Below are 23685 nucleotides of genomic sequence, written 5' to 3'. Positions count from 1 at the left end.
ATGTTTTTTATCTGTTTATGGCTTTTCAAGCTGCCATGGCATAATTTTTTCTAAGTCGGCCTGCTTTTGCCCTGTTCTTCGAGGCAAGTTAACACTTAACTGTACATTTTCAGGAGTAAAGCTTTCTGGCAATGTGAATTCACCGCTAAGCACCTGAAAAAATTGAAAGCTAAACGAACGTTCCTGCTTAGATACATTAGAAACATCACTTAATTTTAGTGTTTTAATTTGGTTATTTTCACTACCCAAAAACGTTAAGTTGATATCGCCTTTACTATAGCGCCTTTTTAACTGTTGCTGTAGTAACGTGACTTCAAAGCGATAATGGTGCGCTAACGAGGTTGGGAATATTTTAACGCCTTCAACGACTAAACTACCCGCTTGCTTCTCTGGCGCCATAATTTTTTCATAAAAAGCCAGTTGTTTCTTTACTTGGTGATGCTCTTGCGCTGCAGATTTAATTGAGGCTTGCGCTTCTTTATTGGCTAATTGTTCAAGCGTTAATTCGACTTCTAGGGTATGTATCTGCTCTATCGCTTGCTCATGCTGTTGATACAAATTATCTAAGCGCTCTTTTTGTTGTGCCAAAGTAGAAACTTGCGCGTGATGATAATAGTTACCGGCTCGATAGCCAATAAATAAACATAGGCTGATCAAAGCCACTAAAAATAAGGCTGACTTAAAAGCCCCTAACCTTTGTACAACAATACCTAGATTTATTTTTGCTAACCAATTCATTTGTAAAGTATTATAATCCTATGAAAAGTAAAGATATGGCCTAATCACGCTTTATGCGACAATAATCATTACGGCAACTGCATATAAACTAAGCATGCGTACTATAACAGCTTAGCAACGCTAAGTCGTTTTCATTTGATTATTAGTCATTAAGAATGCCAAAAGGTTTTAGTGACTATACGAGTAATTAACGCCAATAACATCGCGACTCTTTTCACTGTTTAAATTTTAGCGAATCACACCTAAGGTGAGGAAAACCATTAATGAGCAATTTTTTAATCAACAATATTTTATGGTTAAAGGCATTTCATGTCATTTTTATGGTTGCTTGGTTTGCTGGTATTTTTTATTTACCACGCCTATTTGTAAACCATGCTGAAACATCATCAAACGTAGTATCTGAACAACTTAAAGGCATGGAGCGACGTTTATTATTATTTGTAACACCTTTTGCATTATTCACTTTAGTGCTCGGGTTAGCCATTATCTATGCTTATGGTACAGCATGGTTTGTTAGTGCTACTTGGTTACATATCAAGCTAAGTTTAGTTATTTTGCTTTTTATCTATCACGGTTACTGTTTTAAATTAGTAAAAACTTTTCAACAAGACAAAAACACTCGTTCAGGGAAGTTTTATCGATTTTTCAATGAAATCCCCGTTATCATTTTGTTTGTCGTTATTATTTTGGCATACGTAAAACCGTAGATCCTAATATAGTCAAGTAAAAGGCAGGTGCAGTAAGTTAACAGCACCTGTCAATTCATCGCATCAATTATAATTAACCTGCATACTTTTAGTTACAAGTCATACGGTAAAAGCATTCAAATAAAGTTAAGTGCTGGGCAAATTTATGCTATATTTCGTGGCAAATTTTTACCTGAATGTACAACTACTCAAGATGATGAAATTTCAAGGCAGTCATATTCTTTCGGTATCACAGTTTGACCGTGACGCTATCGCCAAAATATTAAATGTTTCCGCACAAATGGCACCTTACGCCTCCAGACAAAAACGTTGTCATGTTTTAGATGGTGCTATTTTAAGTAACCTGTTTTTTGAGCCAAGTACTCGTACCCGAGTTAGCTTTGGCACTGCATTTAACTTACTAGGTGGTTTTGTTCGAGAAACCGTAGGGCAAGAAAATTCATCATTAAGTAAAGGCGAGTCATTATTTGATACTGCCCAAGTAATTAGCGGTTATTCAGATGTTATTGCCATGCGTCACCCGCAAATGCATTCGGTTGAACAATTTGCACAAGGCAGCACAGTTCCAGTAATTAACGGCGGTGATGGTGCCAATGAACACCCAACACAAGCGCTACTAGACCTATTTACTATTCAATCAGAAATGATGCATTTTAATAAAGGCTTAGATAATTTAAATATTGTCTTAATGGGTGATTTAAAACACGGCCGTACCGTACATTCATTATCAAAGTTATTAAGTCTTTATAACAATGTTAAAGTCACTATGGTGTCACCAAAAGAGTTACAAATGCCTGATAGCGTTATTTCTACGTTAACTAATGCAGGCCATCAAGTGATCGTCACCGATACTATGGCAGGCAACCTTTCGTGTGATGTTATTTATCAAACCCGTATTCAACAAGAACGCTTTGCCAGTAAAGACGAGGCCGACTTGTATCGTGGTCACTTTAGTTTAAATAAAAGTGTCTATAAACAATATTGCCAAGAAAACACGGTAATTATGCATCCATTGCCGCGTGACTCTCGCCCTGAAGCAAACGAGTTAGATATCGACCTAAATGATTTAGATAACCTTGCCATTTTCAGACAAGCACAAAATGGTGTTCTAGTTCGCATGGCACTATTTGCTTTAACCTTAGGTGTTGAAGAGCAATTAACCGCTTATGAAAAAACCGTCAATTGGTTCACTAATAAAAATCGTTAATACCTTTTGTCTACGTTAGCTATCACTTTTTAAAAGAAACATATTATGAATAAATCAGAACAATTATTTGAACAAGCTCAACAAGTTATCCCTGGTGGCGTAAATTCGCCCGTTCGTGCTTTTAATGGCGTTGGTGGTGTTCCTTGTTTTATTAAACGCGCTGAAGGCGCCTATATTTTTGATGCCGATGACAACGCTTATATCGATTACGTTGGCTCATGGGGACCAATGATTTTAGGTCATAATCACCCCGCTATTCTTGATGCGGTAATAAGCACAGCTAAAAACGGTTTAAGCTTTGGTGCGCCAACCGAAGTTGAGATTACCATGGCGAATAAAGTGCGTGAACTGGTACCGTCAATGGAATCATTACGCATGGTAAGCTCAGGGACAGAAGCAACCATGAGCGCTATTCGCTTGGCTCGTGGTTATACTGGCCGTGACAAAATTTTAAAGTTTGAAGGCTGCTATCATGGCCATGCCGACTCTTTATTGGTAAAAGCTGGCTCTGGCGCACTAACCATGGGCGTACCTAACTCTCCGGGTATTCCTGCAGACTTTGCTCAACATACTTTAACCGTTAGCTTTAATAATATTGACGAAGTTAAAGCTATTTTCGCTAAATACCCAGAAGATATTGCTTGTATTATTGTTGAGCCCGTTGCTGGCAACATGAACTGCATTCCACCTGTAGAAGGCTTTTTAGAAGGGCTACGCGAGGTTTGTAATCAATATAATAGCGTACTTATTTTTGACGAAGTAATGACAGGCTTCCGCGTTGCTTTAGGTGGCGCACAAGCGCACTACAACATTAAGCCCGACTTAACCACATTAGGTAAAGTTATTGGTGGCGGTATGCCCGTTGGTGCATTTGGCGGCAAACAAGAAATTATGGACTACATTGCGCCGATTGGCCCGGTTTACCAAGCAGGCACCTTATCAGGCAACCCATTAGCAATGTCAGCAGGTTTAGCATCATTAACCGAGCTAGCCCAAGGTGAAAAACACGCACAATTAAGTGCTTCAACTGAAAAGCTCGCGATGGGATTAAAGGCTGCTGCTGAACGCAATGGTGTAGACTTAAGTGTTAATTACGTTGGCGGAATGTTTGGCTTTTTCTTTACAAACGATAGCGCGCCAATTACCAGTTATGCACAAGCGACCGCCTGTGACGCTGACCTATTTAAACGCTTTTTCCACTTAATGCTAGCTGAAGGGGTTTATTTAGCGCCATCAGCCTTTGAAACAGGTTTTGTTTCAACAGCGCACAGCGATGAAATTATTGAGAAAACATTAGCTGCAGCAGACAAATGTTTTGCTCAACTATAACTTTGCTCAACTATAAGAATAGGCGATCTATTTATTTTGAACCTAGCTAAGCTATTAATCATTAGTTAGATTCAATAGTTAATTAAAAGTCACGTTAATAATAACTTATTGTTAACGTGATTATATTTAATTACTCAGTTACGAGGCGACTTCGTTCACGTTTGGGCTAGACATTGACTTTACTTCAGTTTTCAACCATTGATAAGCCTGTAACCAACCAGACTCAACACCGTCAAACATTTTAAAGTTCCAACGCTGCTCTTGACGCAAAGCCCGTACGCTCTGAGCGACACTCTCTCCTTGAAAGTCGTACGTTACCACAGCAATCGCCATCATATTTTTTTGTGAAACAACACTTATTTTCGCTTCAAAGGTATAATCATATAAATTAATTTTATTGATTAATAAGGCAAACGGCCCTGAAAACTGGCGAGTAAAATACTCATCACATTCAGTAATCATAGCCACCGATATTTCAACATTAGGGTGCACCGTAATTTCTGCAATATGTTCTGTGAGTATGTTCACGTCGGCAAAGCTTAATTCATCCATGATTTAACTTACCTTGTTTTTTTTGTTGAATACAACAGTTATTATTGTACATTTGTTAAATTTATTACGACCACTTTACAAGAAAGCCATTCTATATACAAAAGACTTTAATTAATTATTTAAGAATATATCAAATAGTTGCACAGTCACTTGTTGGCCTTTAGTTATATGTCCCTGCTCTTGTGGCAATTCAATAAAACAATTAGCTTGAGATAGGCTAGATAAAATACCTGAGCCTTGCGCGCCTGTTGAGTGAACAACATTATCACCTTCAGCATTTACCGTTAGAAAACCGCGTTGGAAATCTTTTCTCCCTGGGGATTTACGTAAGTCATCAGCCGATTTAACTTGTAAGCGTGTACGTGTCAAAGGTGCTGCGTTTTGCATTTTTGTTAGGGCTATTAAAGCAAGTTGATGAAAGGTCACTAAAGCTGAAACAGGGTTACCGGGTAAGCCAAAAAAAACACTATTGGCTAGCTTACCAAAAGCAAAGGGCTTTCCTGGCTTCATCGCTATTTTCCAAAAACCAATATCACCGAGTTCATCGAGTACCGCTTTAGTGTAATCTGCATCACCAACGGAAACACCACCTGAAGAGATAACCGCATCCGCTTGTTCATCAGCACTGATAAAAGCCTGTTTTATTTTTTGGTAATCGTCTTCAATAATGCCAAAATTGATCACTTCAACGCCTAGTTTTTCTAACATTGATGACAGTACAAAGCTGTTAGTTTCATAAATGTCACCGGCTTGTAACGCTTGCCCTGGTAATTTCAGCTCATCACCGGTAGCAATTAAAGCAACCCTTAACTTACGAAAAACACGCAATGTCACAACACCTAACGACGCTAACACGCCAATATCAACAGAGGTTATTTTATGGCCTTTCGCTAACACTCGTTGCGTTATTTGTATATCTTCACCCGTTTTACGCACATGAGAGCCAAGTTTTTTCTCTTGCAAGAAAGTAATATTATCGCCATTAACCGTTGTATTTTCTTGCATTTCAACACTATCACAGCCTTGGGGCATTTTAGCTCCTGTCATGATACGTATGCACTGTCCTGCTTGGCATTCACCTTGATAAGGTGCTCCTGCCATAGATCGCCCAACCAATGTTAAGGTTTTGCTCTGCTGTAAACTGCTCAAAGCAAAAGCATAACCATCCATGGCAGAATTGTCATGAGGCGGTACATTTAATGGGCTTACAACATCTGAAGCTAATACATAGTTTTGCGCTTGAGTAATAGGCAATTCAATGGTTTCGGTGATCGCAGAAACTTGATCAAGCATTTTAGTTAACGCCTGTTCAAACGATAATAATCCGGGGGCTGAGCAACAATCTGACATAAAAAACTCACTGGCTATATATGGGATTTGCTACTTATCGCGAATGACAGCAACAAATGGATACAATAATATAATGATAGTATCGCCTAAATAAAGTCTGTATTGATAGCAATTTAATCACCGATATGTTGATATACAATAAGAAAAGCGATTATTTTACTCTGCTATAATAACGATAGACTTTTAGGTAATACTGAAACTTATAAGCTAAAATTTATAAACTAGAATTTACAAAAAACACCGAGCTTTTATTGCTACCTTAGCTCTAGCTAGCACGCAATATTATGCCGTAGCGTTTTATTATAAAAATGTTTAGTGACATAACTTTATAATTAAAGACACTGCCAAGGTTAACAAGGAAACGCGTTAGCCTCCCGACTTTGGAAAGGTGATATGTTAACAGACAACTTTGGCAGAAGGTTTCATTACCTGCGCCTATCAATAACTGACGTGTGTAACTTTAGTTGCAACTATTGTCTGCCTGATGGTTATCAATGCGATCAACCACGCGACTTTATGTCGTTAACCGAAATTAAACGTGTTGCTAAGGCGTTTGCAGAGCTCGGTACTGAAAAAATTCGCATAACTGGCGGTGAGCCAGCACTTCGCAAAGATTTACCTGAAATTATAAAAGCCTGCAAACAAACACCGGGCATTAAAAAGGTAGCAATTACCACCAATGGTTTTAAGTTACCTGAGCATTTACCTTTATGGCTTGATGCTGGCATAGATGCCATTAATGTCAGTATTGATAGTTTAGATGCGCGTCAATTTAAAATAATTACCGGTCACGATAAGCTGCAAACCATATTAAAAGGTATTGATATGGCACTAGCCGACGGTCGCGCTCAAATTAAAGTGAACACTGTGTTAATGCGCGAATATAGCGGCAAAGGCATCGCTCAATACCTTGAGTGGCTAAAAAATACGCCAGTGACTTTACGCTTTATTGAGTTAATGCAAACAGGCGACAATCAAGAATTTTTTAACGCACAACATGTGCAAGGTTCTCGTATTAAACAAAACCTTATTCTTGATGGTTGGTTACCTGTCATACAAGACAGAGCCGCGGGTCCTGCACAAGAATTCTATCACCCTGATTATCAAGGCCGTATTGGTTTAATCATGCCTTATGCAAAAGACTTTTGTGATAGCTGCAATCGCTTACGCATTAGCTCAAGTGCTAAATTACATTTATGTTTGTTTGGTGAGCAAGGGCTATCTGTACGAGATGAGCTACAAAGTGATGACTTAGTGCCTTTGCAGACAAAAATTATTTCACTGCTTAATGATAAAAAAGCAACTCACTTTCTTCATGAAAAACTCACAGGTGCTACCAAACACCTTGCGATGCTTGGCGGTTAATATGCATTATTTAAAAACAAATACCTGTAACAGTGCTCAAGTGGTTAACAATCAAAACACACAACATTTAATAGCAATGCAAAATGCTAACTGCCTAGGCGTTATTCTTGCCGGTGGTTTATCTTCACGTATGGGGCAAGACAAAAGCCAATTAATGCATAATCGCGATAATATCTCGATGTTAGATTATTCAAAAAAGCTATTAAAGAGTTCAGGTATTGAGCACATTATTACCAGTGGCGATAAACACCAAGTGGCTGATATTATTCCACAAGCTGGTCCTGTTGGTGGCATTTACAGTGTGTTATCGCACTTTACTGGCCCAGTTCAACCTAAAGGCTTACTTATATTGCCGGTAGATTTACCGTTAATGTCTGCCAAGGCGTTGACTGAATTACGTATTAAGGGAGAGCTAAGTCAAAAAGCGACTTACTTTACCGACAGCCAAGGTAGTAACCACCATATTCCGCTGTATTTACCTAATAATGCTTATTTAGCGCTTTTCCTTGAGCAAGCCTTTCAAAACGGTTTCCTTACATCTCAAAAAAATGCGAGCCAAAGTGATGTTAATAGCTTTACTAAGAGCAATATTAAAAACAGCCATGAAAGCTCTCCTAAAAGCAAGAAGAATGGTCCATCAATTAAGCAGCTATTAAGTAAAGTTCCTTCACAAGCTATAACTTGTACCCATGATAGTGCTTTGTTTAATACCAACACGCCACAGCAGTGGCAGCAAGCAAATCAGTACCTTTAGGGCATTAAATTTTATAACGCATATAACGATACAACTCAACTTAAACCATTTATTAAAAATATTTAGCATAAGGAAAACCCTATGTCAGCACACGGCGGCAAAGCATTTACTCCTCTTAACATTGCCATTTTAACGGTTTCAGACACACGCACTGAAGAAAATGATACTTCTGGACAAGCATTAGTTGAGCGTATTACCTCAGCTGGGCACCACTTAGCTGACAAAGCAATTGTTATTGATGATGTTTATCAGCTACGCGCTAAAGTATCTCAATGGATAGCAGATGATAACATTCACGCGATTATTTCAACCGGTGGCACAGGCTTTACAGAACGCGACAACACTCCTGAAGCCTTAATGCCTTTATTTGATAAAGCAGTAGAAGGTTTTGGCGAAATATTTCGCCACGTATCATTACATGAAATAGGCACATCAACTATTCAATCTCGCGCCTTTGGTGGTATAGCAAATAAAACCGTAGTACTTTGCGTACCCGGCTCAACCAATGCGTGTAAAACAGCGTGGGATAAAGTGATTAAAGAACAGCTAGATGCGAGCCACAAACCTTGTAACTTTGTACCTCATCTAAATATTACAGCCAACCTTTGCGAGACTCGTGGCTAATGACAACGCTAAAAAATAACGAACAGCAACCAACAGCTAACGTTGCACTAAGTCACCTGAATCAACAAGGTGAAGCTAATATGGTTGATGTAACCGAAAAAGCAATGACTTCGCGTACAGCAACTGCGCAAGGCATTATCAGTATGAATGCAGCTACCTTTGAGTTAATTACAACAGGCAAACATAAAAAAGGTGATGTGTTTGCGGTTGCCCGTATTGCCGGTATTCAAGCCGCCAAGAAATGCAGTGACTTAATTCCATTGTGTCACCCATTAATGCTTACTAAAGTGCAAGTTGATTTCACTCTTGATACTGAAAATCAACAAGTTATTGTTACTAGCTTATGCCGTTTAACAGGGCAAACTGGCGTTGAAATGGAAGCACTGACCGCTGCATCAGTGGCTTGTTTAACTTTATTTGATATGTGTAAAGCGGCCGATCCCGCCATGGAAATTCACGGTATTAAAGTACTCACCAAAGAAGGTGGTAAATCAGGTCACTGGCAAGCTAAATAAGGAAGTATTACTTATGATCAAAGTTGTTTTTTTTGCCGCACTACGCGAGCAATTACAATGTAGTGAATTATCATTACCAACAGATAACATTAAAACCATTAACGATGTAAAAAACCAACTCATCAATAAAGGTGAGCAATGGCAAAGCGCATTGGCTAATACCTCACTATTAGCTGCTGTAAATCATGATATGGTTGACAGCAACACTGCGGTAAAATCAGGTGATGAAGTCGCTTTTTTCCCACCGGTTACAGGCGGATAATTAATGTCGAAAATCAACTCAACAGCTACCAGCAACGAGGTTTCAATTCAGCAGCAAGATTTCAGCCTTGCTGATGAAGTAGCACTGTTAGAGCAGGATAATGCAATCGATGGCGCGGTGGTAACTTTTACTGGTAGAGTGCGCAACCAAAATAATGGTAACCATGTTACTGGATTAACTTTAGAGCACTACCCAGGTATGACTGAAAAAACCATTATCACTATTATTGCAACAGCAAAAGAGCGTTGGAATATTGGTCGAGTTAAAGTCATTCATCGTATTGGTCAACTTAATATTGGCGAGCAAATTGTTTTTGTCGGTGTAACGAGTAAACACCGCCAAGATGCTTTTGCAGCCAATGAATTCATTATGGACTTTCTTAAAGTGAAAGCGCCTTTTTGGAAAAAAGAACGCGTAGTTACCAGGACAGACAGCTCAAACTCCACTCACGAAACTAAAATCAACACTAAAACCGACACTAAAATAGAAACTGAACAATGGTTAGACGCCAAAGACAGTGACAATAATAAAGCGCAAACATGGTCTTAATTTTCAATCAAAAATATCAACAACTTAAGCGAATAATGTTGTCGCTTTGCTCGGTTTTGCCCTGTTCAGTATTACTCTTTGTTATTTTTACTGGTACTAATGCGTTTGCCAACGCCTTAAAGAGTAACGACGATACGCCGCTACGCATTGCTGTGGCAGCAAACTTTGCTCCTGTTCTTGAACTATTATTAGCTGACTTTGAAAACGAAACCGGCATTAAGAGCCAAGTTATTAACGGTGCCAGTGGCGCTATCTATTTACAATTAAAACATGGGGCTCCGTTTGATATTTTTTTAAGTGCTGATCAGCGTCGTCCGTTACAACTTGAGCAAGATAATTTAATTGTCAAAAATAGTCGAAAAACTTACGCGACAGGACAACTCGCATTATTCATTAATGATCTGAAACCTAGCAAAAGCCAGAACCAAAACCAAAACCAAAACCAAAGTAAAAAAACAGTAATAGAAGCAAGCAACAACGCTAATTCTCTTTTCGATGTATTACAAAATCCTCCTAAAAATTTCGCCATTGCTAACCCCAAAATCGCCCCTTATGGTAAAGCAGCTCAAGAGACGTTAACGTATTTAAAACTTTGGGATATTTATCAAAAGCGTTTAATTAAAGGCATTAATATCAATCAAACCTTTATGCAAATTCAAAGTAAAGCGGTAAAAAGTGGCTTGGTTGCCAATAGTCAGTTAGTGCTTAACAACCTGTCAGGCATTGCTATTCCGAGTGAATTCCATCAACCAATAAAACAACAATTGGTTATTTTACGTAACAGTAAAAATATAGCCAAAGCACAACAGCTTAGTAGTTTTTTACTACGCCCAAGCACCCAAAACATTATTGTAAGATATGGTTATGCAAAATCCTGATTTACAAGCTCTGATCACCACCTTACAAATGGCAGGCTTAACCACGGTCATTTTGTTAATACTAGGAACGCCGCTTTCCTGGTATTTAGCAAAAATGACTAGCCGATTTAAAGTGGTTATTGAAGCCGTTGTTGCATTGCCTTTAGTATTACCGCCAACCGTACTAGGCTTTTACTTACTAATTGCTTTTTCGCCTGAATATTTACCGGGTCAATTATGGCAGCAAGCCACTGGACAACAACTTGCTTTTAGCTTTTCAGCAATTGTTATCGGCTCGGTTTTATATTCGCTGCCTTTTGTGGTGCAGCCATTACAAAAAGCCTTTGAGCAGTTAGGCGATAACTTACTTGAAGCGGGCGCAGTACTCGGCGCAGGTCCGTTTGACCGGTTTTTCTACATTGTTTTACCCTTAACTAAAGCCAGTTTTATAACAGCTGCTAGTTTAGGTTTCGCCCATACGGTTGGAGAGTTTGGTGTAATATTAATGATTGGCGGTAATATTCCCGGTGAAACTCGCGTATTATCCATTGCACTTTTTGATCATGTTGAAGCCTTTGATTACGCTAAAGCGCATTTACTGGCAATCAGCTTATTGATTAGCTCAATGATTTTACTTTCTGCGGTTTACTTAATTAACTTACCGAAAAAACACCGTAACGCTAACTCAGTAGGGGCCGATAAATGACAACTGATGTTACCTACTCAACACTACGCCCTGAAAGCCAAAAAAGCTTTGATAACTTATTGTGTTTAGACATCAACATTCACTATGAAAACTTTCGTTTAGCCCTTAAACAAGATATTCCATTAACAGGGATTACCGGTATATTTGGTCATTCAGGCTCAGGTAAGTCAACGTTATTACGCGCTATCGCAGGATTAGAGCCTAAAACACAAGGCAAAATAACACTTGCTAATAAAACCTTACTCAACAGCAATGGCGCACTTTTTTTAAAAAGTGAGCAACGCGGCGTTGGTTTAGTTTTTCAAAACAGTCGTTTATTTCCGCATCTTAGCGTAATGAAAAATCTCAACTTTGCCAGTAAGCGCTGCAAAAATTCTACCTTAACGCTAAATGAAATTATTGAGCTAACCGGTTTAACTCCTTTATTAAACACACCCGTAACCGCACTTTCAGGAGGTCAGCAACAACGTGTCGCCCTTGCTAGAGCTATTCTCGCTGAGCCTCAGTTATTATTATTAGACGAGCCTCTCAGTGCATTAGACCAGCAAAGTAAAGCTCAATTACTCAACTTAATTACCACTATTCAGCAGCGACTTAGTTTACCTATTTTATATGTCAGTCACTCCCTTGATGAACTACAACAGGTCTGTGATAACCTATTAGTGTTAACCAATAATACCGCGATAATGACAAAAAAAAGTGCAAATGAACATTCAGCGTTTTTTGGCAATATTCACCATATGATTCACCAGTTAACACAAAGGCAGTATCAGGCGATAGACAGCACTGTGCAAGGCAATATAATTCAGCCTCAAACTAGCTTAGCGTTACCAATACTATCTACTAACAATGGTCATGGTTTAGCCGTGATCTCTCTACAAAAACAGCAAATATTATTACCAAGTTCTCAACTTGTTTTTGCTGAAAAAATCACTGCTGAAAGATTAGTAGGACAACCATTACGTTGTTTTATTCTCGCCAGCGATATTAGTATTTGTTTAACCGAGCCGCACAATAGCAGCATAGTAAACCAGCTACAGGGCACAATAAACAATATAAAAAAGGATAATACTAAGGTACTGCTGAGCATTGATTGTGACGCCCAAGAGTTTTTTGTTAGTATTAGCGCCTACTCGCAGAACAAATTAGCGTTAAAACAAGGACAAAGCGTATTTTTGCAATTTAAAGCCAGTGCCGTGCGCACTTTCCTGAATTGATTTTTAACTAAATTTTCAGCGGATTACCTTAACGGAAAACCAAAGTAACATCATGCCAAACTATAGGAAAAAACGTGTTAAGTAACCAAGAGCAACTCAAATATTCTCGTCAAATTATGCTAACTAACATTGGTGAGCAAGGCCAAATAGCATTACGGAATGCCAAAGTACTCATTTTAGGTGTTGGCGGTTTAGGTAACCCTGCGAGTTTATATTTAGCAGCGGCGGGTGTTGGCACCTTGTTTTTGGCCGATGGTGATGTGATTGAATTGAGTAACTTACCAAGACAAATACTATTTACTGAAAACGATATTGACAACAACAAAGCCGATGTCGCTGCCGAAAAGCTTCAGGCACAATTTCCTGATACAAACATTGAAGTGATTGATGAAATGCTAGATAAAGAGCTTTGCGATTACTATTTAGAGCAAGTTGATGTGGTACTCGATTGCTCTGATAACATTCAAACTCGCTATTTAATTAATCAAGCTTGTGTTGAGCATAAAGTCCCGTTAATTGTTGGTGCTGCCACAGGTTTTGACGGTCAACAATTAACCATTGATCCGCGTGACAATAACAGCGCTTGTTATCACTGTTTATTTCCTGCCAGTGAAAAAGCACCCGCAAATAACTGCCAAACTATCGGAATTATGGGTCCTGTACTGGCGATGGTCGCAGGTATGCAAACCTTACAAGCCATTAAACTACTTACGGGAAACCCTGTACAAATAAATCAGCTCAATATGCTTGATGGCTTATCAAATCAGTGGCAGCAATTCACCATGAAAAAACAAAAAAGCTGCACTGTTTGTGGTGGTTAGTTATAGAGTTAGTTATAGAGTTAGTTATAGAGTTAGTTATAGAGTTAGTTATCGGGTTATTTAACCTCTGAGTTAGCTAATTAACCTGAGCTCTGGTTAACTAGTAATGCCCCAAAATAAATTTTTGCCCATCGCTATAAAAATACAATGCTACGGGCTCTGTTGATTGCTTTTCTTGGTTAGCACTTTGTTCAGCCGCTAAATCAACCCATTGATAATAAACATTGCGATGTACTTTCGCGAACAAGTTACGGCGCACATTAATGTATAAGTTCCCTTGTTCATCTATAGTTAGGTGACGGCTCGCATCAAGGACAAAAGTGTCTGCAAGGTTAGTCGAAACTTCCATGGTTGTTTGCTTGTCATCAAGCCAGCGCCACTGAGTAATAATAAAAGGCGCATCTTCAACCGTTATTTTAACTTTTTCGACAGGTGTTACTAAAAAATATTCATCGCGCTGTTCATCTTGCTCTCGCCATAGCACACTTGCAAACAGCTTCACTAAGGCTAAACGCTTAAAAACCGTACCACCATAATACCAATCACCATTGGCTTTTATTTGTAAATCAATTTCACCGCAAAAAGGCGGGTTCCACAACTCAATTGGCGGTAGCTTAGCTTGGTCACTGTTATTATTTTGTTGCAGCTGTTTTGAGAGTTTATCTAATGACATACCTTTCCTTAAACCGTTAACTAGCTAATTGCCCACTAATCTTACATTTCCGTTACTTTACCCTATTTGGCGACGTTCGCGACTAAGTTCTCTTGATTATAATAAATAACCTGCTATTTTATTCTGGATACATTTATTTAACATTTGTAATGCTGCGTTATTGTTGTACCGACATTACAAAAAACAGATACATTAAGCCATCATTTAATTCACTCTTAATGTTATCACCACTTACTCTATGAGCTTTTATGAACCCTTTAACAACTAAACAACTCGCGAACAAACTGTGCTTAGTCATTTCTTCAGCCCTGCTAATTAGTGCATGTAGCCATAACGAAAATACTGCTAACGAACTGCCAGATAACCAAACGCCTATGATCTCAATTACCGCACCAGTAGCCAAAAAAGTCCCTTATGAAATAGTCACCCACGGTCATAAACGTGTTGATGATTATTATTGGATGCGTGACGATACCCGTACTGATCCTGAAATTTTAGCGCATTTAGCCGCTGAGAATAGCTACGTAGACGCAAAGTTAGCGCACACGAGCGAACTACAAGAAACGCTTTTTGAAGAAATAAAAGCCCGCATTAAAAAGGATGACAATAGTGTACCCACTAAACGTGGCAATTACTTTTACGCCAGCCAAATGCAAGGCGACAACGAGTACCCTATTTATATTCGTTCCACCGACTTTTCTGGTAGTAATACCGAGGTATTATTGGATGTAAATCAACTCGCGAAAGCTCATGATTATTATCAATTATCAGGTCTGCGCGTTAGTCCAAGTGAAAAGGTATTAGCTTATGGTGAAGACACCGTTAGCCGAAGAATATATACCATTAAATTTAAAGATCTCTCAACAGGAGAGTTACTTGCTGATGAGCTTATCGGTACCAGTGGTAATATTGAATGGGGCAACGACAATAAAACCGTTTATTACATCAAACGTGACCCACAAACCCTACTCGCTTATCAAGTATTCCGTCATACCTTAGGTACACCACAAGCTAATGATGAGTTAATTTATGAGGAGCAAGATAAAACCTTTTACACTTTCATGAGTAAAAGCAAAGACAATAGCTCGGTAATTATTTGGCATAGCTCAACTGAAACCAAAAGTGCCTCAGTGATTGATGCTAATAGTCCAAAGGCTACGCCTATTGAGTTTATTCCCCGTGAAACAGGGATCGAGTATTCAATCGCCAAAATGCATGACTGGTTTTACATCAGCACCAACTGGCAAGCCCAAAACTTTCGTTTAATGAAAGTGCATAAAGACAAGGTTGGCGATAAAAGCAATTGGCAAGATGTTATTGCTGCGAATGATAATATCAAGCTAGATGATTTTGAATTATTTAATGACCATTTAGTTTATCAACAACGAGAAAATGGTTTAATCCGCGTTACCGTACGCCAATTATCAACGGGTAAAGAACAACAACTTAGTTTCAATGACAGTGCGTTTAACTTAGGCCTTTACGGTAACAATAATTTAGATAACAGTGCATTACGCCTTTATTACACTAGCTTAACTACGCCATACACTGACTATGATGTTGATTTAACAACCCTTGAAAAAACGCAATTAAAACAAGATGAAGTGTTGGGTGATTTTGACTCAAATAACTATGCTTCTGAGCGCATTTTTATTACCGCACGCGATGGGGTAAAGGTTCCCGTATCGCTTGTCTATCGCAAAGATAAGTTTAAAAAAGATGGCACTAACCCATTACATCAATACGGCTATGGCTCATATGGAAGCACTATTGATCCAAGGTTTTCATTTAGTCGTTTAAGCTTACTCGACCGTGGCTTTGTTTATGCTATCGCTCATGTACGTGGCTCACAAATGCTTGGACGCCCTTGGTATGAAGATGGCAAAAAATTAACAAAAAATAATACCTTCACTGACTTTATTGACGTAACCAAAGCACTCGTCGCACAAGGCTATGGCGATAAAGATAACGTTTTTGCTTCTGGTGGCAGTGCTGGTGGTTTATTAATGGGAGCGGTGATGAATATGGCGCCTGAATTATATAACGGTGTGCATGCTGCTGTACCTTTTGTTGATGTGGTAACAACAATGCTCGATGAGAGTATCCCACTAACGACCAATGAATTTGATGAATGGGGTAACCCTAAAAATAAAGAATACTACAACTACATGTTGTCATACTCTCCTTATGATCAAATTAAAAAACAAAGCTACCCTAATACCTTAATCACCACAGGTTTACACGACTCACAGGTACAGTATTTTGAACCAATGAAATGGGTTGCTAAATTACGCGAATACAAAACGGGTGATAATATTTTGTTATTTAAAACTGATATGGAGTCAGGCCATGGCGGTGCATCGGGTCGCTTTAAAGGTATTCATGAAACCGCGTTAGAATACAGCTTCTTTATTGATTTACTTAAATAAGCTGAGTTCAGGTTAAATAACATATAGTACTTAATTTAACATAAACATTTGATACCAGGCGCTACTCACCATGGCACCTGGTATATTTCTACCTATCCTCGCCAGTCGTTAACCCCCTCCTCTATTATTACGCCTAGATAAAGCACTTCAAAGCAAACGTACTCGCCAAAACCAACCCTATCAATGCAGCTGTATATTATCTATTAAAAATCATGCTTAATTAACCTGAGCTCGGCTTAACAAATGTTTCTCTAGCAGCTATTCAGAAAAGTAATTTTTGATTATATTTCAATTTGTTAAACATCTCTTAAACCGAGTTCAGGTTAATTAATGTTTTTAAACTATGAAAGTGGTATGTTAATCGGCTACCTATAAAAACATAATCTAAATCAATAAGTAGAAAGGGCTATGGATCGAAACTTAACTTACGATGGGCTAAGAGGTTGGCTACTCATTGTCATTGCCTGTAATCACTTATATGGTAGTTTTATTACGCAGGTTACACGTGAGCCTTTTGGTTTTGTCTCGGCTGCTGAAGGGTTTGTTTTTTTATCAGGTTTTGTCGCTTACATAGTCTATAGCCGCCTCGCTGAACACCCTATTAAGCTTAAATTTAAAATATGGCGACGCTGTCTCACTATTTATGGTTTTCATATCAGTGCTATTTTAATTACTTTTAGCTTAGTCTGGTTTTTCCGTTTTATAAAACGATTTGGACCGACTTTTTTAATGCCGCTAATTGGTTTATAAGCACCGAGCAAAGTGCTATATCTAGCATCTTTTTGCTACAGCACCCTGGTTATCACGATATTCTTATTTTGTATATGGTTCCTATGTTGTTTTTACCTTTTGCTATTTTTGCTATCAAAAAAGGTAAAGCGGCGTTAGTGATAACTATATCGCTGTTGTTATGGCTAGCAGCGCCTTTTATTTCCATTAATGCACTAACTCCACTACATCAGTATTTATTTCCCGACATAACAATAAATGTCAGCTATTTTGATCCGCTAGCTTGGCAGCTTTACTTTTATTTAGGCGTTTTATTAAGTCACCTGAAACTTGATAAACAGCACAACTTCAATTTTTCTGTGTCGACAAAAACAGTACTATTAATAGCTTTAGTTGTATTATTTTATTTAAAACATTGGCCGCAAGAGTGGATGAAAGCCTTGTTAGCTGAGCCGCAAATACTATCTACGGTACGTTTAGTCAATTTACTAATCGTTATTTATGGCATGATGCTATGGATGCGTTATGCTCCGCGTTTCTTCACACTAAAATACCCGGTGTTCCTCGGTCAGCATGCTTTACCCGTATTCTCTTTTCATACCATCGTTATTTATTACTTACTACCAGCTACCTATGAATTTACCACTGAAAAGTGGTATTGGGATTTATTAAGCTGCTTATTTTTTGTCGCTTTATTAGCAATACCGGCGAAATTAGATCAACTTTACCGTAATAAAAAGCGTTATAGGATAGTCAACCAGGCTAAATTAAGTAACAGCTAAACTACGATAAATAAAACAGTTCAAGCTCTTTAAGCCAATCCCATAAATTAAGGTATTAATTAATACCTTAATTTTAAAACACCTTGCCTATAATCAGCCCGCAATGCTTGCTACGCTTTGTGTTTTGATATTTTATTAACTGCAAAAATCTCCTTTTTAACGCTACTGTAAACTTTTGTAAAGTCTGTACCGTATTAAATCAACAGCCTGTAAACTGAGCTGCTATAAATATAAGAATAACGTTCGGCCCATCAAAGAGTAGGTTATGTTTAATGACGTATAAATTTTTACTGCCATTGTGCAGCAGTTTATTTTTGTTGGCTTGTAGTAGCACTTCTGAAATAGATCCAAGCATTAAAGAAGTACCACTGCCAGCGCAATGGCAAAATGGTCAAGCGCTAACAGAGCAAACGCTTGAGGAAAAAGCAGCATTAAGTGCCCAAGATAACTGGCTAGCACAATTAAAAAACCCACAAATACATCAATTAGTTAATAAAGCATTAGTGCATAACCAACAGTTTGCGATGCAAGCTTACTCGCTACAAATTGCTGAACAACAACTGATTATGGTTGGTAGTGAATTATGGCCAAGCCTAGATTTAGCTTTTAAAAGTGGCCGTAACAAAAACAATCAACCCGTTAGTTACGATAATAGTAACACTCTCAATTTAAATTTAAGTTATGAGGTTGATATTTGGGGCAAGCTATCCGCTGCCGATCGCCAAAGTAATTATAATTACCTTTCACAAAAATCAACATTTGAAGAGTACAAACAACAGCTTGTTGTTGATGTTGTAACAACGTGGTTTGATGTTATTGAGGCTGATAAGTTACTCAAACTTTATCAAAATCGCGTAGCTAACTCTCGTCAAAATTTAGCCATTATTGAAGCCGGTTATCAAGCTGGTTTAAGTGAAGCACTTGATGTTTATTTGGCACGTAATGAGCTTAATAACGAACTCACTCGAGTAGCAGACCAGCAAGTTGCAAAAATTAAAGTTATTCGCCAATTAGAACGTTTAACCGGTGAATACCCTCAAGGTGATTTATTAGTTGAGGCTAACCTTCCCTTATTAACCGATGAAATACCTATGGGGTTACCGTCTGAATTAATCAGTAGAAAACCCTCTTTAAAAGCAAGCTGGTATCAATTGCTAGCACAAGATGCAGGCTTAGCTTATGCCCATAAACAGCGCTTTCCCAGTTTAGTTCTAACTAGCTCTATTGGTGATTCAGCCAGTGATATTGGCAACTTGCTTTCCAGCTCTTCGCTTGCTTGGTCGCTACTTGGCAGTATTTCTGCACCTATTTTCAATGCAGGACGCTTAGCCGCGAATGAAGAAAAATCTCGTCTTGAGCTTAAACAAAAAGAACAGCAATATTTAGACACCCTATACAGTGCTTTTAGTGATGTCGAAAACGCTATTTCTACAGAGCAAGGGCTAAAGCAAAGTTACAACACTATGCTAGAAGCCCAAGAAAACGCAAAAATAGCGTCAACATTATCGTTTGAACAATACCAAAGTGGTTTAGTGACTTATACCACAGTGCTTGATGCGCAAAAACGTGCTTTTGACGCACAAAGCACGCTAATCCAAATAAAAAAACAACTGATCACTAACCGCATTAATTTACATTTTTCTCTAGGCGGTGACTTCACCACCCCATCACTAGTAACTGAGGCTAAGTAGCATGTCTAATCACCCAAACAATAGCGCCCTTAAAACGACATCCTCTAAAAAAACAATATTGCAAAGAGTATTACTCCCCGCAATTATTAGCGCCATCGCCCTAGTTTTAGTTTGGATTATTTTTGACAACCCTCCTGAGAGCAATCGCGGAAAACCCTCAAAAGCACCACAAATGACCGTTGCAATACAAACGCTTACACCACAGCCTTATCAAGTGATGGTGCAAAGTTTTGGTACTGTGCAGCCTCGTACTCAAAGCGTACTGTTTGCACAAGTATCTGGACAAATAAACCAAGTAAGCTCTGAGTTTAGAGACGGTGGTTTTTTTGAGAAAGGCGATGTGTTGATGCAATTAGATGACAGAGATCACCGAGCTGAAGTTAACATTGCTCAAGCAAGCTTTATGGCAGCACAGCAAAATTTACAAGAAGAAGGCGCACGTGTACGCCAGGCGCAAGCTGACTGGGAGCGACTAGGTAATGGTAAAGATGCCAGTGCTTTAGTTTTACGCCAACCACAATTTGAAGCGGCAAAAGCGCAAGTACTATCTGCCGAGGCACAACTTAACAAAGCTAAACTGTCATTAGAGCGTACTAAAATCGTTGCGCCTTATGCTGGTCGTATTTTGAAAAAGCATGTTGATATTGGACAAGTCATTTCAAGCAATACCCAATTAGCCGATATTTACGCGGTCGACTATGTTGAAATTCGTCTACCGATAAAAAATAAAGACTTACCGTTAATGAAGTTGCCTGAAGAATATCGCGATAGCCACCAAAACCAAAATAACGAAACCGTCGTCAGCAATGTTGTGATTACCTCAACATTATTAGGTAAGCAAACATGGCAAGGTAAAGTAGTGCGTACTGAAAGTGCTATTGATGAGCTGTCTCAACAGCTTTATGTCGTTGCACAAATAATTAGTCCTTACGACAGTGAAACCAATAACGCGGCAAAAAACCAAGGTGCACAAATTAAAATAGGCCAATACGTTACTGCAGAAATTACGGGCAGAATATTAGCTGACTCATTAGTGATACCGAGCAGCGCAATTTATCAAGGCAGCTACGTTTATACCGTTGAAAATGGTTTACTTATGCGTAAAGAAGTTTCTATACGCTGGCAAAATGGTACCGAGTCTATTATTGCCGCAGGCCTAGTCGCTGGCGATGCTTTAGTATTAACACCGTTAGGACAGGTCAGTTCCGGTACGCCCGTTGCTATTGAAGGTGCCGCCTCAAAAGGTCAAGCCAATAAAAACACTAAAACAGGTGAACGAAAAAATAGAAATAAAGACGGAAAACCCAAAAAAGACCGTTCATCAGCAAATAATGATAACGCTCGTAAAGCTAAGGTGAAACAGTCATGATCGCTTGGTTTGCTCGAAATCACGTTGCTGCTAATTTACTATTAGTAACCATTTTACTCGCGGGTTTATTTAGCTTATCAACCCGTATACCGTTAGAAGTATTCCCTTCGTTTGAAACTGATCGTATCAGCGTTAGTGTTTCACTACGTGGTGCAACTCCTGAAGATGTCGAACAAAGCGTTTCTATTCGTATTGAAGAAGCAATACAAGACTTAGAGGGCGTAAAAGAAATCTCAAGTCGCTCTTCTGAAGGTTCATCATCGGTTAGTATTGAAGTAGATACTGGCTACGATCCTCGTGAAATGTTAGCGGATATTAAAAGTCGCGTTGACGCCATTAACACCTTTCCTGCTGACGCTGAAAAACCTATTGTTGCGTTAGCTGAGCGTAAACGTGAAGTTATTGCTGTGACAATTTCCAGCCTATACAGCGAAAAAGAAACGCGTGAATATGCTGAAATGGTACGTGACGATTTACTTAAAATACCAAGTATTACTCAAGTAGAGCTTAGTGGCGTACGTAATTACGAAATGACTATTGAAGTATCGCAAGATGTCATGCGCCAATACAATTTAACGATTACGCAAATATCACAAGCGATTTCAAATTCAAGCACTGATATATCTGCAGGTAACTTGAAAACCCAAGGCGGCGACATTTTATTGCGATCTAAGGGTCAGGCATATCATAAAGACGAATTTGATAAAATTGTTATAAAAACCCATACCGACGGCTCAATTATTCGTTTAGGTGATATTGCACAAGTTAAAGATGACTTTGAAGAAACGCCAGTACGCACTCGCTTTAATGGCAAAACTGCGGCTTTTATTGATGTATATCGCATTGGTCAGCAAAGTGCTATTGAGGTCGCAGACGCCGTAAAAAATTACATTGACGCTAAACAAAGTAGTTTGCCGCAAGGCTTTTATTTAAGCTTTTGGGATGACGACTCACAAGTGGTAAAAAACCGTATTGCCACCCTCACCAGTAGCGCATTACAAGGCGGAATTTTAGTACTGGCATTGCTATCTTTATTTTTACGACCTTCAATCGCTTTTTGGGTATTTATAGGTATTCCTATTTCATTTATGGGCGCCTTTATAATGATGCCTGTATTTGGCGTGACCTTAAATATTATGAGTTTATTCGCCTTTATTTTGGTACTTGGTATTGTCGTCGATGATGCCATTGTTACCGGTGAAAATATTTATACTCACCTGAAAACATCAGAATCAGGCGAAGAAGCGGCAATAAAAGGCACTCAAGAAGTCGCAACCCCCGTTACCTTTGGTATTTTAACCACAGTAGCCGCATTTTTACCGCTTGCTTTTATTGAAGGCGCACGCGGCGCATTATTTGCGCAAATTCCTATTATTGTTATCCCTGTACTTATTTTTTCCTTAATAGAGTCTAAGTTTGTTTTACCTTCACATTTAAAAACCCTAAAAATTCGTAAAGAAGGTGATAAAAAGTCTCGTTTTAGTCAATTACAACAACGCTTTGCTGATGGTTTTGAGAGCGCGATAATTCGCTACTATCAACCACTGTTAAATATAGCGCTACGTAATAAAACTTCGACATTATTGGGTTTTATTGGGGTGTTTTTGGTAATTTTAGCGTTAATTATGAGCGGCTGGACCAAGTTTATTTTCTTCCCGCGCATTCCAAGCGAAACCATTAGAGCATCAATTACCTTGCCCGCTGGCACCCCGTTTGAAGTCACGAATAAATACGTGATAAAAATGGCCGAGCAAGCGCAGTTACTTAAAGAGAAGTACATTGAGCCATCAACTAACAAAAGCGTTATTTTAAATATTTTAGCCACAACAGGTAGTCGTGGCGGCGCTTCTAACGCTGGTAGTGTTCGCTTTGAAATAACACCGCCTGAATCACGAGAACTCTCAATTAATTCAGCGCAACTAGTGCGGGAGTGGCGAACTTTAATTGGCCCTATTCCTGGCGCTGAAAGCATGACCTTTAGAGCTGAAATAGGTCGTTCATCTAGCCCAATTCAAGTACAACTCAATGCTACCTCGTTAGTTACGCTAAAAGAAGTCGCCGAACGAGTGAAAGCGCGTTTAGCTACTTACCCAACGGTATTTGATATTGCCGACAGCCTATCTAATGGTAAAGAAGAGTTACAGATAGAGCTTACCGAACAAGGGCAAGCATTAGGGTTAACTCGCGTGGGTGTTTCTGGACAAGTTCGACAAGCTTTTTTTGGCTCGCAGGTACAACGTATACAACGCGGTCGTGACGATGTACGTGTGATGGTACGCTTTCCTATTGACGAACGTCGTACCATTGCCGACATTGAGAGCATATTAATTAATTTTGTGACATTGGGGGTTATATCTAAAATCGTTTCGCACAAAACTAAAGCCTAATCTTAATTACCCTACAGTACCACATTTTATGATCAACTGGCAGTTTTGCATTGTTCATCTGATAAATTAACT

22 protein-coding genes, 1 pseudogene and 1 riboswitch are annotated in these 23685 nt (G+C 38.8%); of the genes and pseudogenes, 19 read left to right on the top strand and 4 right to left on the bottom strand.

Annotation, left to right across the window (positions count from 1 at the left end):
• Window positions 1-15: 15 nt before the first annotated feature.
• The gene (locus tag ABD005_RS15980) at window positions 16-738 is read right to left on the bottom strand and encodes a DUF6776 family protein (RefSeq protein ID WP_343818678.1); all 723 of its coding nucleotides are present in this window, start codon (window positions 736-738) and stop codon (window positions 16-18) included.
• 263 nt (window positions 739-1001) lie between these two features.
• On the opposite strand from ABD005_RS15980, the gene hemJ reads away from it, so the two are divergent.
• From hemJ to hemL, 3 genes are all read left to right on the top strand, one after another.
• On the top strand, window positions 1002-1445 hold the full coding sequence (gene hemJ / locus ABD005_RS15975) for a protoporphyrinogen oxidase HemJ (protein ID WP_343818676.1): 444 nt from the start codon (window positions 1002-1004) through the stop codon (window positions 1443-1445).
• A 193-nt stretch (window positions 1446-1638) separates the two neighbouring features.
• Window positions 1639-2652 (top strand): aspartate carbamoyltransferase, encoded by a 1014-nt coding sequence (locus tag ABD005_RS15970; RefSeq protein WP_343818674.1) that lies wholly within the window; start codon window positions 1639-1641, stop codon window positions 2650-2652.
• 45 nt (window positions 2653-2697) lie between these two features.
• Window positions 2698-3981 carry a glutamate-1-semialdehyde 2,1-aminomutase gene (gene hemL, locus ABD005_RS15965; RefSeq protein WP_343818672.1) on the top strand — a complete coding sequence of 428 codons (1284 nt, stop codon included), beginning with the start codon at window positions 2698-2700 and terminating at the stop codon, window positions 3979-3981.
• 138 nt (window positions 3982-4119) lie between these two features.
• On the opposite strand, the gene ABD005_RS15960 is transcribed toward hemL, so the two are convergent.
• Together ABD005_RS15960 and moeA are read right to left on the bottom strand one after the other, a co-directional pair.
• Window positions 4120-4533, bottom strand: coding sequence for a hypothetical protein (locus tag ABD005_RS15960; RefSeq protein ID WP_215979929.1), 414 nt, complete (start codon window positions 4531-4533; stop codon window positions 4120-4122).
• 111 nt (window positions 4534-4644) lie between these two features.
• Complete coding sequence (gene moeA / locus ABD005_RS15955) at window positions 4645-5883, bottom strand: molybdopterin molybdotransferase MoeA (protein ID WP_343818670.1); 1239 nt, start codon at window positions 5881-5883, stop codon at window positions 4645-4647.
• A gap of 226 nt (window positions 5884-6109) precedes the next feature.
• Window positions 6110-6290, top strand: a riboswitch (molybdenum cofactor riboswitch).
• Here moeA and moaA point away from each other — a divergent pair.
• From moaA to ABD005_RS15905, 10 genes are all read left to right on the top strand, one after another.
• Window positions 6277-7248, top strand: coding sequence for a GTP 3',8-cyclase MoaA (moaA, locus tag ABD005_RS15950; protein WP_343818669.1), 972 nt, complete (start codon window positions 6277-6279; stop codon window positions 7246-7248). (Overlaps the previous riboswitch by 14 nt.)
• Window positions 7199-8002 carry a molybdenum cofactor guanylyltransferase gene (gene mobA / locus ABD005_RS15945; protein WP_343818668.1) on the top strand — a complete coding sequence of 268 codons (804 nt, stop codon included), beginning with the start codon at window positions 7199-7201 and terminating at the stop codon, window positions 8000-8002. Before moaA ends, mobA begins: the two co-directional genes overlap by 50 nt.
• An 81-nt stretch (window positions 8003-8083) precedes the next feature.
• Entirely contained in the window at window positions 8084-8626 is a 543-nt protein-coding gene (gene moaB, locus ABD005_RS15940) for a molybdenum cofactor biosynthesis protein B (protein ID WP_215979932.1), read from the top strand.
• Entirely contained in the window at window positions 8626-9141 is a 516-nt protein-coding gene (gene moaC, locus ABD005_RS15935) for a cyclic pyranopterin monophosphate synthase MoaC (RefSeq protein ID WP_215979933.1), read from the top strand. Before moaB ends, moaC begins: the two co-directional genes overlap by 1 nt.
• 13 nt (window positions 9142-9154) lie before the next feature.
• On the top strand, window positions 9155-9403 hold the full coding sequence (moaD, locus tag ABD005_RS15930; RefSeq protein ID WP_215979934.1) for a molybdopterin converting factor subunit 1: 249 nt from the start codon (window positions 9155-9157) through the stop codon (window positions 9401-9403).
• A 3-nt stretch (window positions 9404-9406) separates the two neighbouring features.
• Entirely contained in the window at window positions 9407-9952 is a 546-nt protein-coding gene (moaE, locus tag ABD005_RS15925) for a molybdopterin synthase catalytic subunit MoaE (protein ID WP_343818665.1), read from the top strand.
• On the top strand, window positions 9943-10830 hold the full coding sequence (gene modA, locus ABD005_RS15920) for a molybdate ABC transporter substrate-binding protein (protein WP_343818664.1): 888 nt from the start codon (window positions 9943-9945) through the stop codon (window positions 10828-10830). Before moaE ends, modA begins: the two co-directional genes overlap by 10 nt.
• Window positions 10817-11515, top strand: coding sequence for a molybdate ABC transporter permease subunit (gene modB / locus ABD005_RS15915; RefSeq protein ID WP_343818662.1), 699 nt, complete (start codon window positions 10817-10819; stop codon window positions 11513-11515). Before modA ends, modB begins: the two co-directional genes overlap by 14 nt.
• Window positions 11512-12732: a molybdenum ABC transporter ATP-binding protein gene (gene modC / locus ABD005_RS15910; protein WP_343818660.1), complete on the top strand. Its 1221-nt coding sequence runs from the start codon at window positions 11512-11514 to the stop codon at window positions 12730-12732. Before modB ends, modC begins: the two co-directional genes overlap by 4 nt.
• A 74-nt stretch (window positions 12733-12806) precedes the next feature.
• Complete coding sequence (locus ABD005_RS15905) at window positions 12807-13553, top strand: HesA/MoeB/ThiF family protein (RefSeq protein ID WP_343818658.1); 747 nt, start codon at window positions 12807-12809, stop codon at window positions 13551-13553.
• A gap of 100 nt (window positions 13554-13653) precedes the next feature.
• Here the strand turns inward: ABD005_RS15905 and ABD005_RS15900 are convergent, their stop codons facing one another.
• Window positions 13654-14226, bottom strand: a complete 573-nt coding sequence (locus ABD005_RS15900; protein ID WP_343818656.1) for a DUF1285 domain-containing protein — start codon at window positions 14224-14226, stop codon at window positions 13654-13656.
• Between the two features lie 248 nt (window positions 14227-14474).
• Here ABD005_RS15900 and ABD005_RS15895 point away from each other — a divergent pair, with 248 nt between their 5' ends.
• From ABD005_RS15895 to ABD005_RS15870, 6 genes and pseudogenes are all read left to right on the top strand, one after another.
• Window positions 14475-16655 carry a S9 family peptidase gene (locus ABD005_RS15895; RefSeq protein ID WP_425544911.1) on the top strand — a complete coding sequence of 727 codons (2181 nt, stop codon included), beginning with the start codon at window positions 14475-14477 and terminating at the stop codon, window positions 16653-16655.
• A 408-nt stretch (window positions 16656-17063) separates the two neighbouring features.
• Entirely contained in the window at window positions 17064-17405 is a 342-nt protein-coding gene (gene opgC / locus ABD005_RS15890) for an OpgC domain-containing protein (RefSeq protein ID WP_343818654.1), read from the top strand.
• Window positions 17406-17437: 32 nt separating this feature from the next.
• Entirely contained in the window at window positions 17438-18166 is a 729-nt protein-coding gene (gene opgC, locus ABD005_RS15885) for an OpgC domain-containing protein (protein ID WP_343818652.1), read from the top strand.
• Window positions 18167-18438: 272 nt separating this feature from the next.
• Window positions 18439-19857, top strand: coding sequence for an efflux transporter outer membrane subunit (locus tag ABD005_RS15880; protein ID WP_343818650.1), 1419 nt, complete (start codon window positions 18439-18441; stop codon window positions 19855-19857).
• A gap of 1 nt (window position 19858) precedes the next feature.
• Window positions 19859-21226: an efflux RND transporter periplasmic adaptor subunit gene (locus ABD005_RS15875; RefSeq protein WP_343818649.1), complete on the top strand. Its 1368-nt coding sequence runs from the start codon at window positions 19859-19861 to the stop codon at window positions 21224-21226.
• Window positions 21223-23559, top strand: a pseudogene (locus tag ABD005_RS15870) (efflux RND transporter permease subunit); the annotation flags it as partial. The gene ABD005_RS15875 and the pseudogene ABD005_RS15870, both read left to right, overlap by 4 nt.
• Between the last annotated feature and the right edge of the window lie 126 nt (window positions 23560-23685).

It is taken from the genome of Colwellia asteriadis, assembly GCF_039523295.1.
In the GTDB taxonomy this organism is placed as follows: domain Bacteria; phylum Pseudomonadota; class Gammaproteobacteria; order Enterobacterales; family Alteromonadaceae; genus Colwellia; species Colwellia asteriadis.
The sequence above is the reverse complement of the archived record's forward strand: the minus strand, read 5'-3'. Positions and strand labels throughout refer to the sequence as shown.

Excerpts from the sequence above, each read along its gene's own strand:
- opgC (WP_343818654.1), top strand. The coding sequence starts at position 17,064 with ATGGATCGAAACTTAACTTACGATGGGCTAAGAGGTTGGCTACTCATT.
- moaA (WP_343818669.1), top strand. The coding sequence starts at position 6,277 with ATGTTAACAGACAACTTTGGCAGAAGGTTTCATTACCTGCGCCTATCA.
- modB (WP_343818662.1), top strand. The coding sequence starts at position 10,817 with ATGCAAAATCCTGATTTACAAGCTCTGATCACCACCTTACAAATGGCA.
- ABD005_RS15880 (WP_343818650.1), top strand. The coding sequence starts at position 18,439 with ATGACGTATAAATTTTTACTGCCATTGTGCAGCAGTTTATTTTTGTTG.
- moaD (WP_215979934.1), top strand. The coding sequence starts at position 9,155 with ATGATCAAAGTTGTTTTTTTTGCCGCACTACGCGAGCAATTACAATGT.
- moaC (WP_215979933.1), top strand. The coding sequence starts at position 8,626 with ATGACAACGCTAAAAAATAACGAACAGCAACCAACAGCTAACGTTGCA.
- moeA (WP_343818670.1), bottom strand. The coding sequence starts at position 5,883 with ATGTCAGATTGTTGCTCAGCCCCCGGATTATTATCGTTTGAACAGGCG.
- ABD005_RS15895 (WP_425544911.1), top strand. The coding sequence starts at position 14,475 with ATGAACCCTTTAACAACTAAACAACTCGCGAACAAACTGTGCTTAGTC.
- modC (WP_343818660.1), top strand. The coding sequence starts at position 11,512 with ATGACAACTGATGTTACCTACTCAACACTACGCCCTGAAAGCCAAAAA.
- ABD005_RS15960 (WP_215979929.1), bottom strand. The coding sequence starts at position 4,533 with ATGGATGAATTAAGCTTTGCCGACGTGAACATACTCACAGAACATATT.
- hemJ (WP_343818676.1), top strand. The coding sequence starts at position 1,002 with ATGAGCAATTTTTTAATCAACAATATTTTATGGTTAAAGGCATTTCAT.
- ABD005_RS15980 (WP_343818678.1), bottom strand. The coding sequence starts at position 738 with ATGAATTGGTTAGCAAAAATAAATCTAGGTATTGTTGTACAAAGGTTA.
- hemL (WP_343818672.1), top strand. The coding sequence starts at position 2,698 with ATGAATAAATCAGAACAATTATTTGAACAAGCTCAACAAGTTATCCCT.
- ABD005_RS15875 (WP_343818649.1), top strand. The coding sequence starts at position 19,859 with ATGTCTAATCACCCAAACAATAGCGCCCTTAAAACGACATCCTCTAAA.
- moaB (WP_215979932.1), top strand. The coding sequence starts at position 8,084 with ATGTCAGCACACGGCGGCAAAGCATTTACTCCTCTTAACATTGCCATT.
- ABD005_RS15970 (WP_343818674.1), top strand. The coding sequence starts at position 1,639 with ATGATGAAATTTCAAGGCAGTCATATTCTTTCGGTATCACAGTTTGAC.
- mobA (WP_343818668.1), top strand. The coding sequence starts at position 7,199 with ATGAAAAACTCACAGGTGCTACCAAACACCTTGCGATGCTTGGCGGTT.
- ABD005_RS15900 (WP_343818656.1), bottom strand. The coding sequence starts at position 14,226 with ATGTCATTAGATAAACTCTCAAAACAGCTGCAACAAAATAATAACAGT.
- modA (WP_343818664.1), top strand. The coding sequence starts at position 9,943 with ATGGTCTTAATTTTCAATCAAAAATATCAACAACTTAAGCGAATAATG.
- moaE (WP_343818665.1), top strand. The coding sequence starts at position 9,407 with ATGTCGAAAATCAACTCAACAGCTACCAGCAACGAGGTTTCAATTCAG.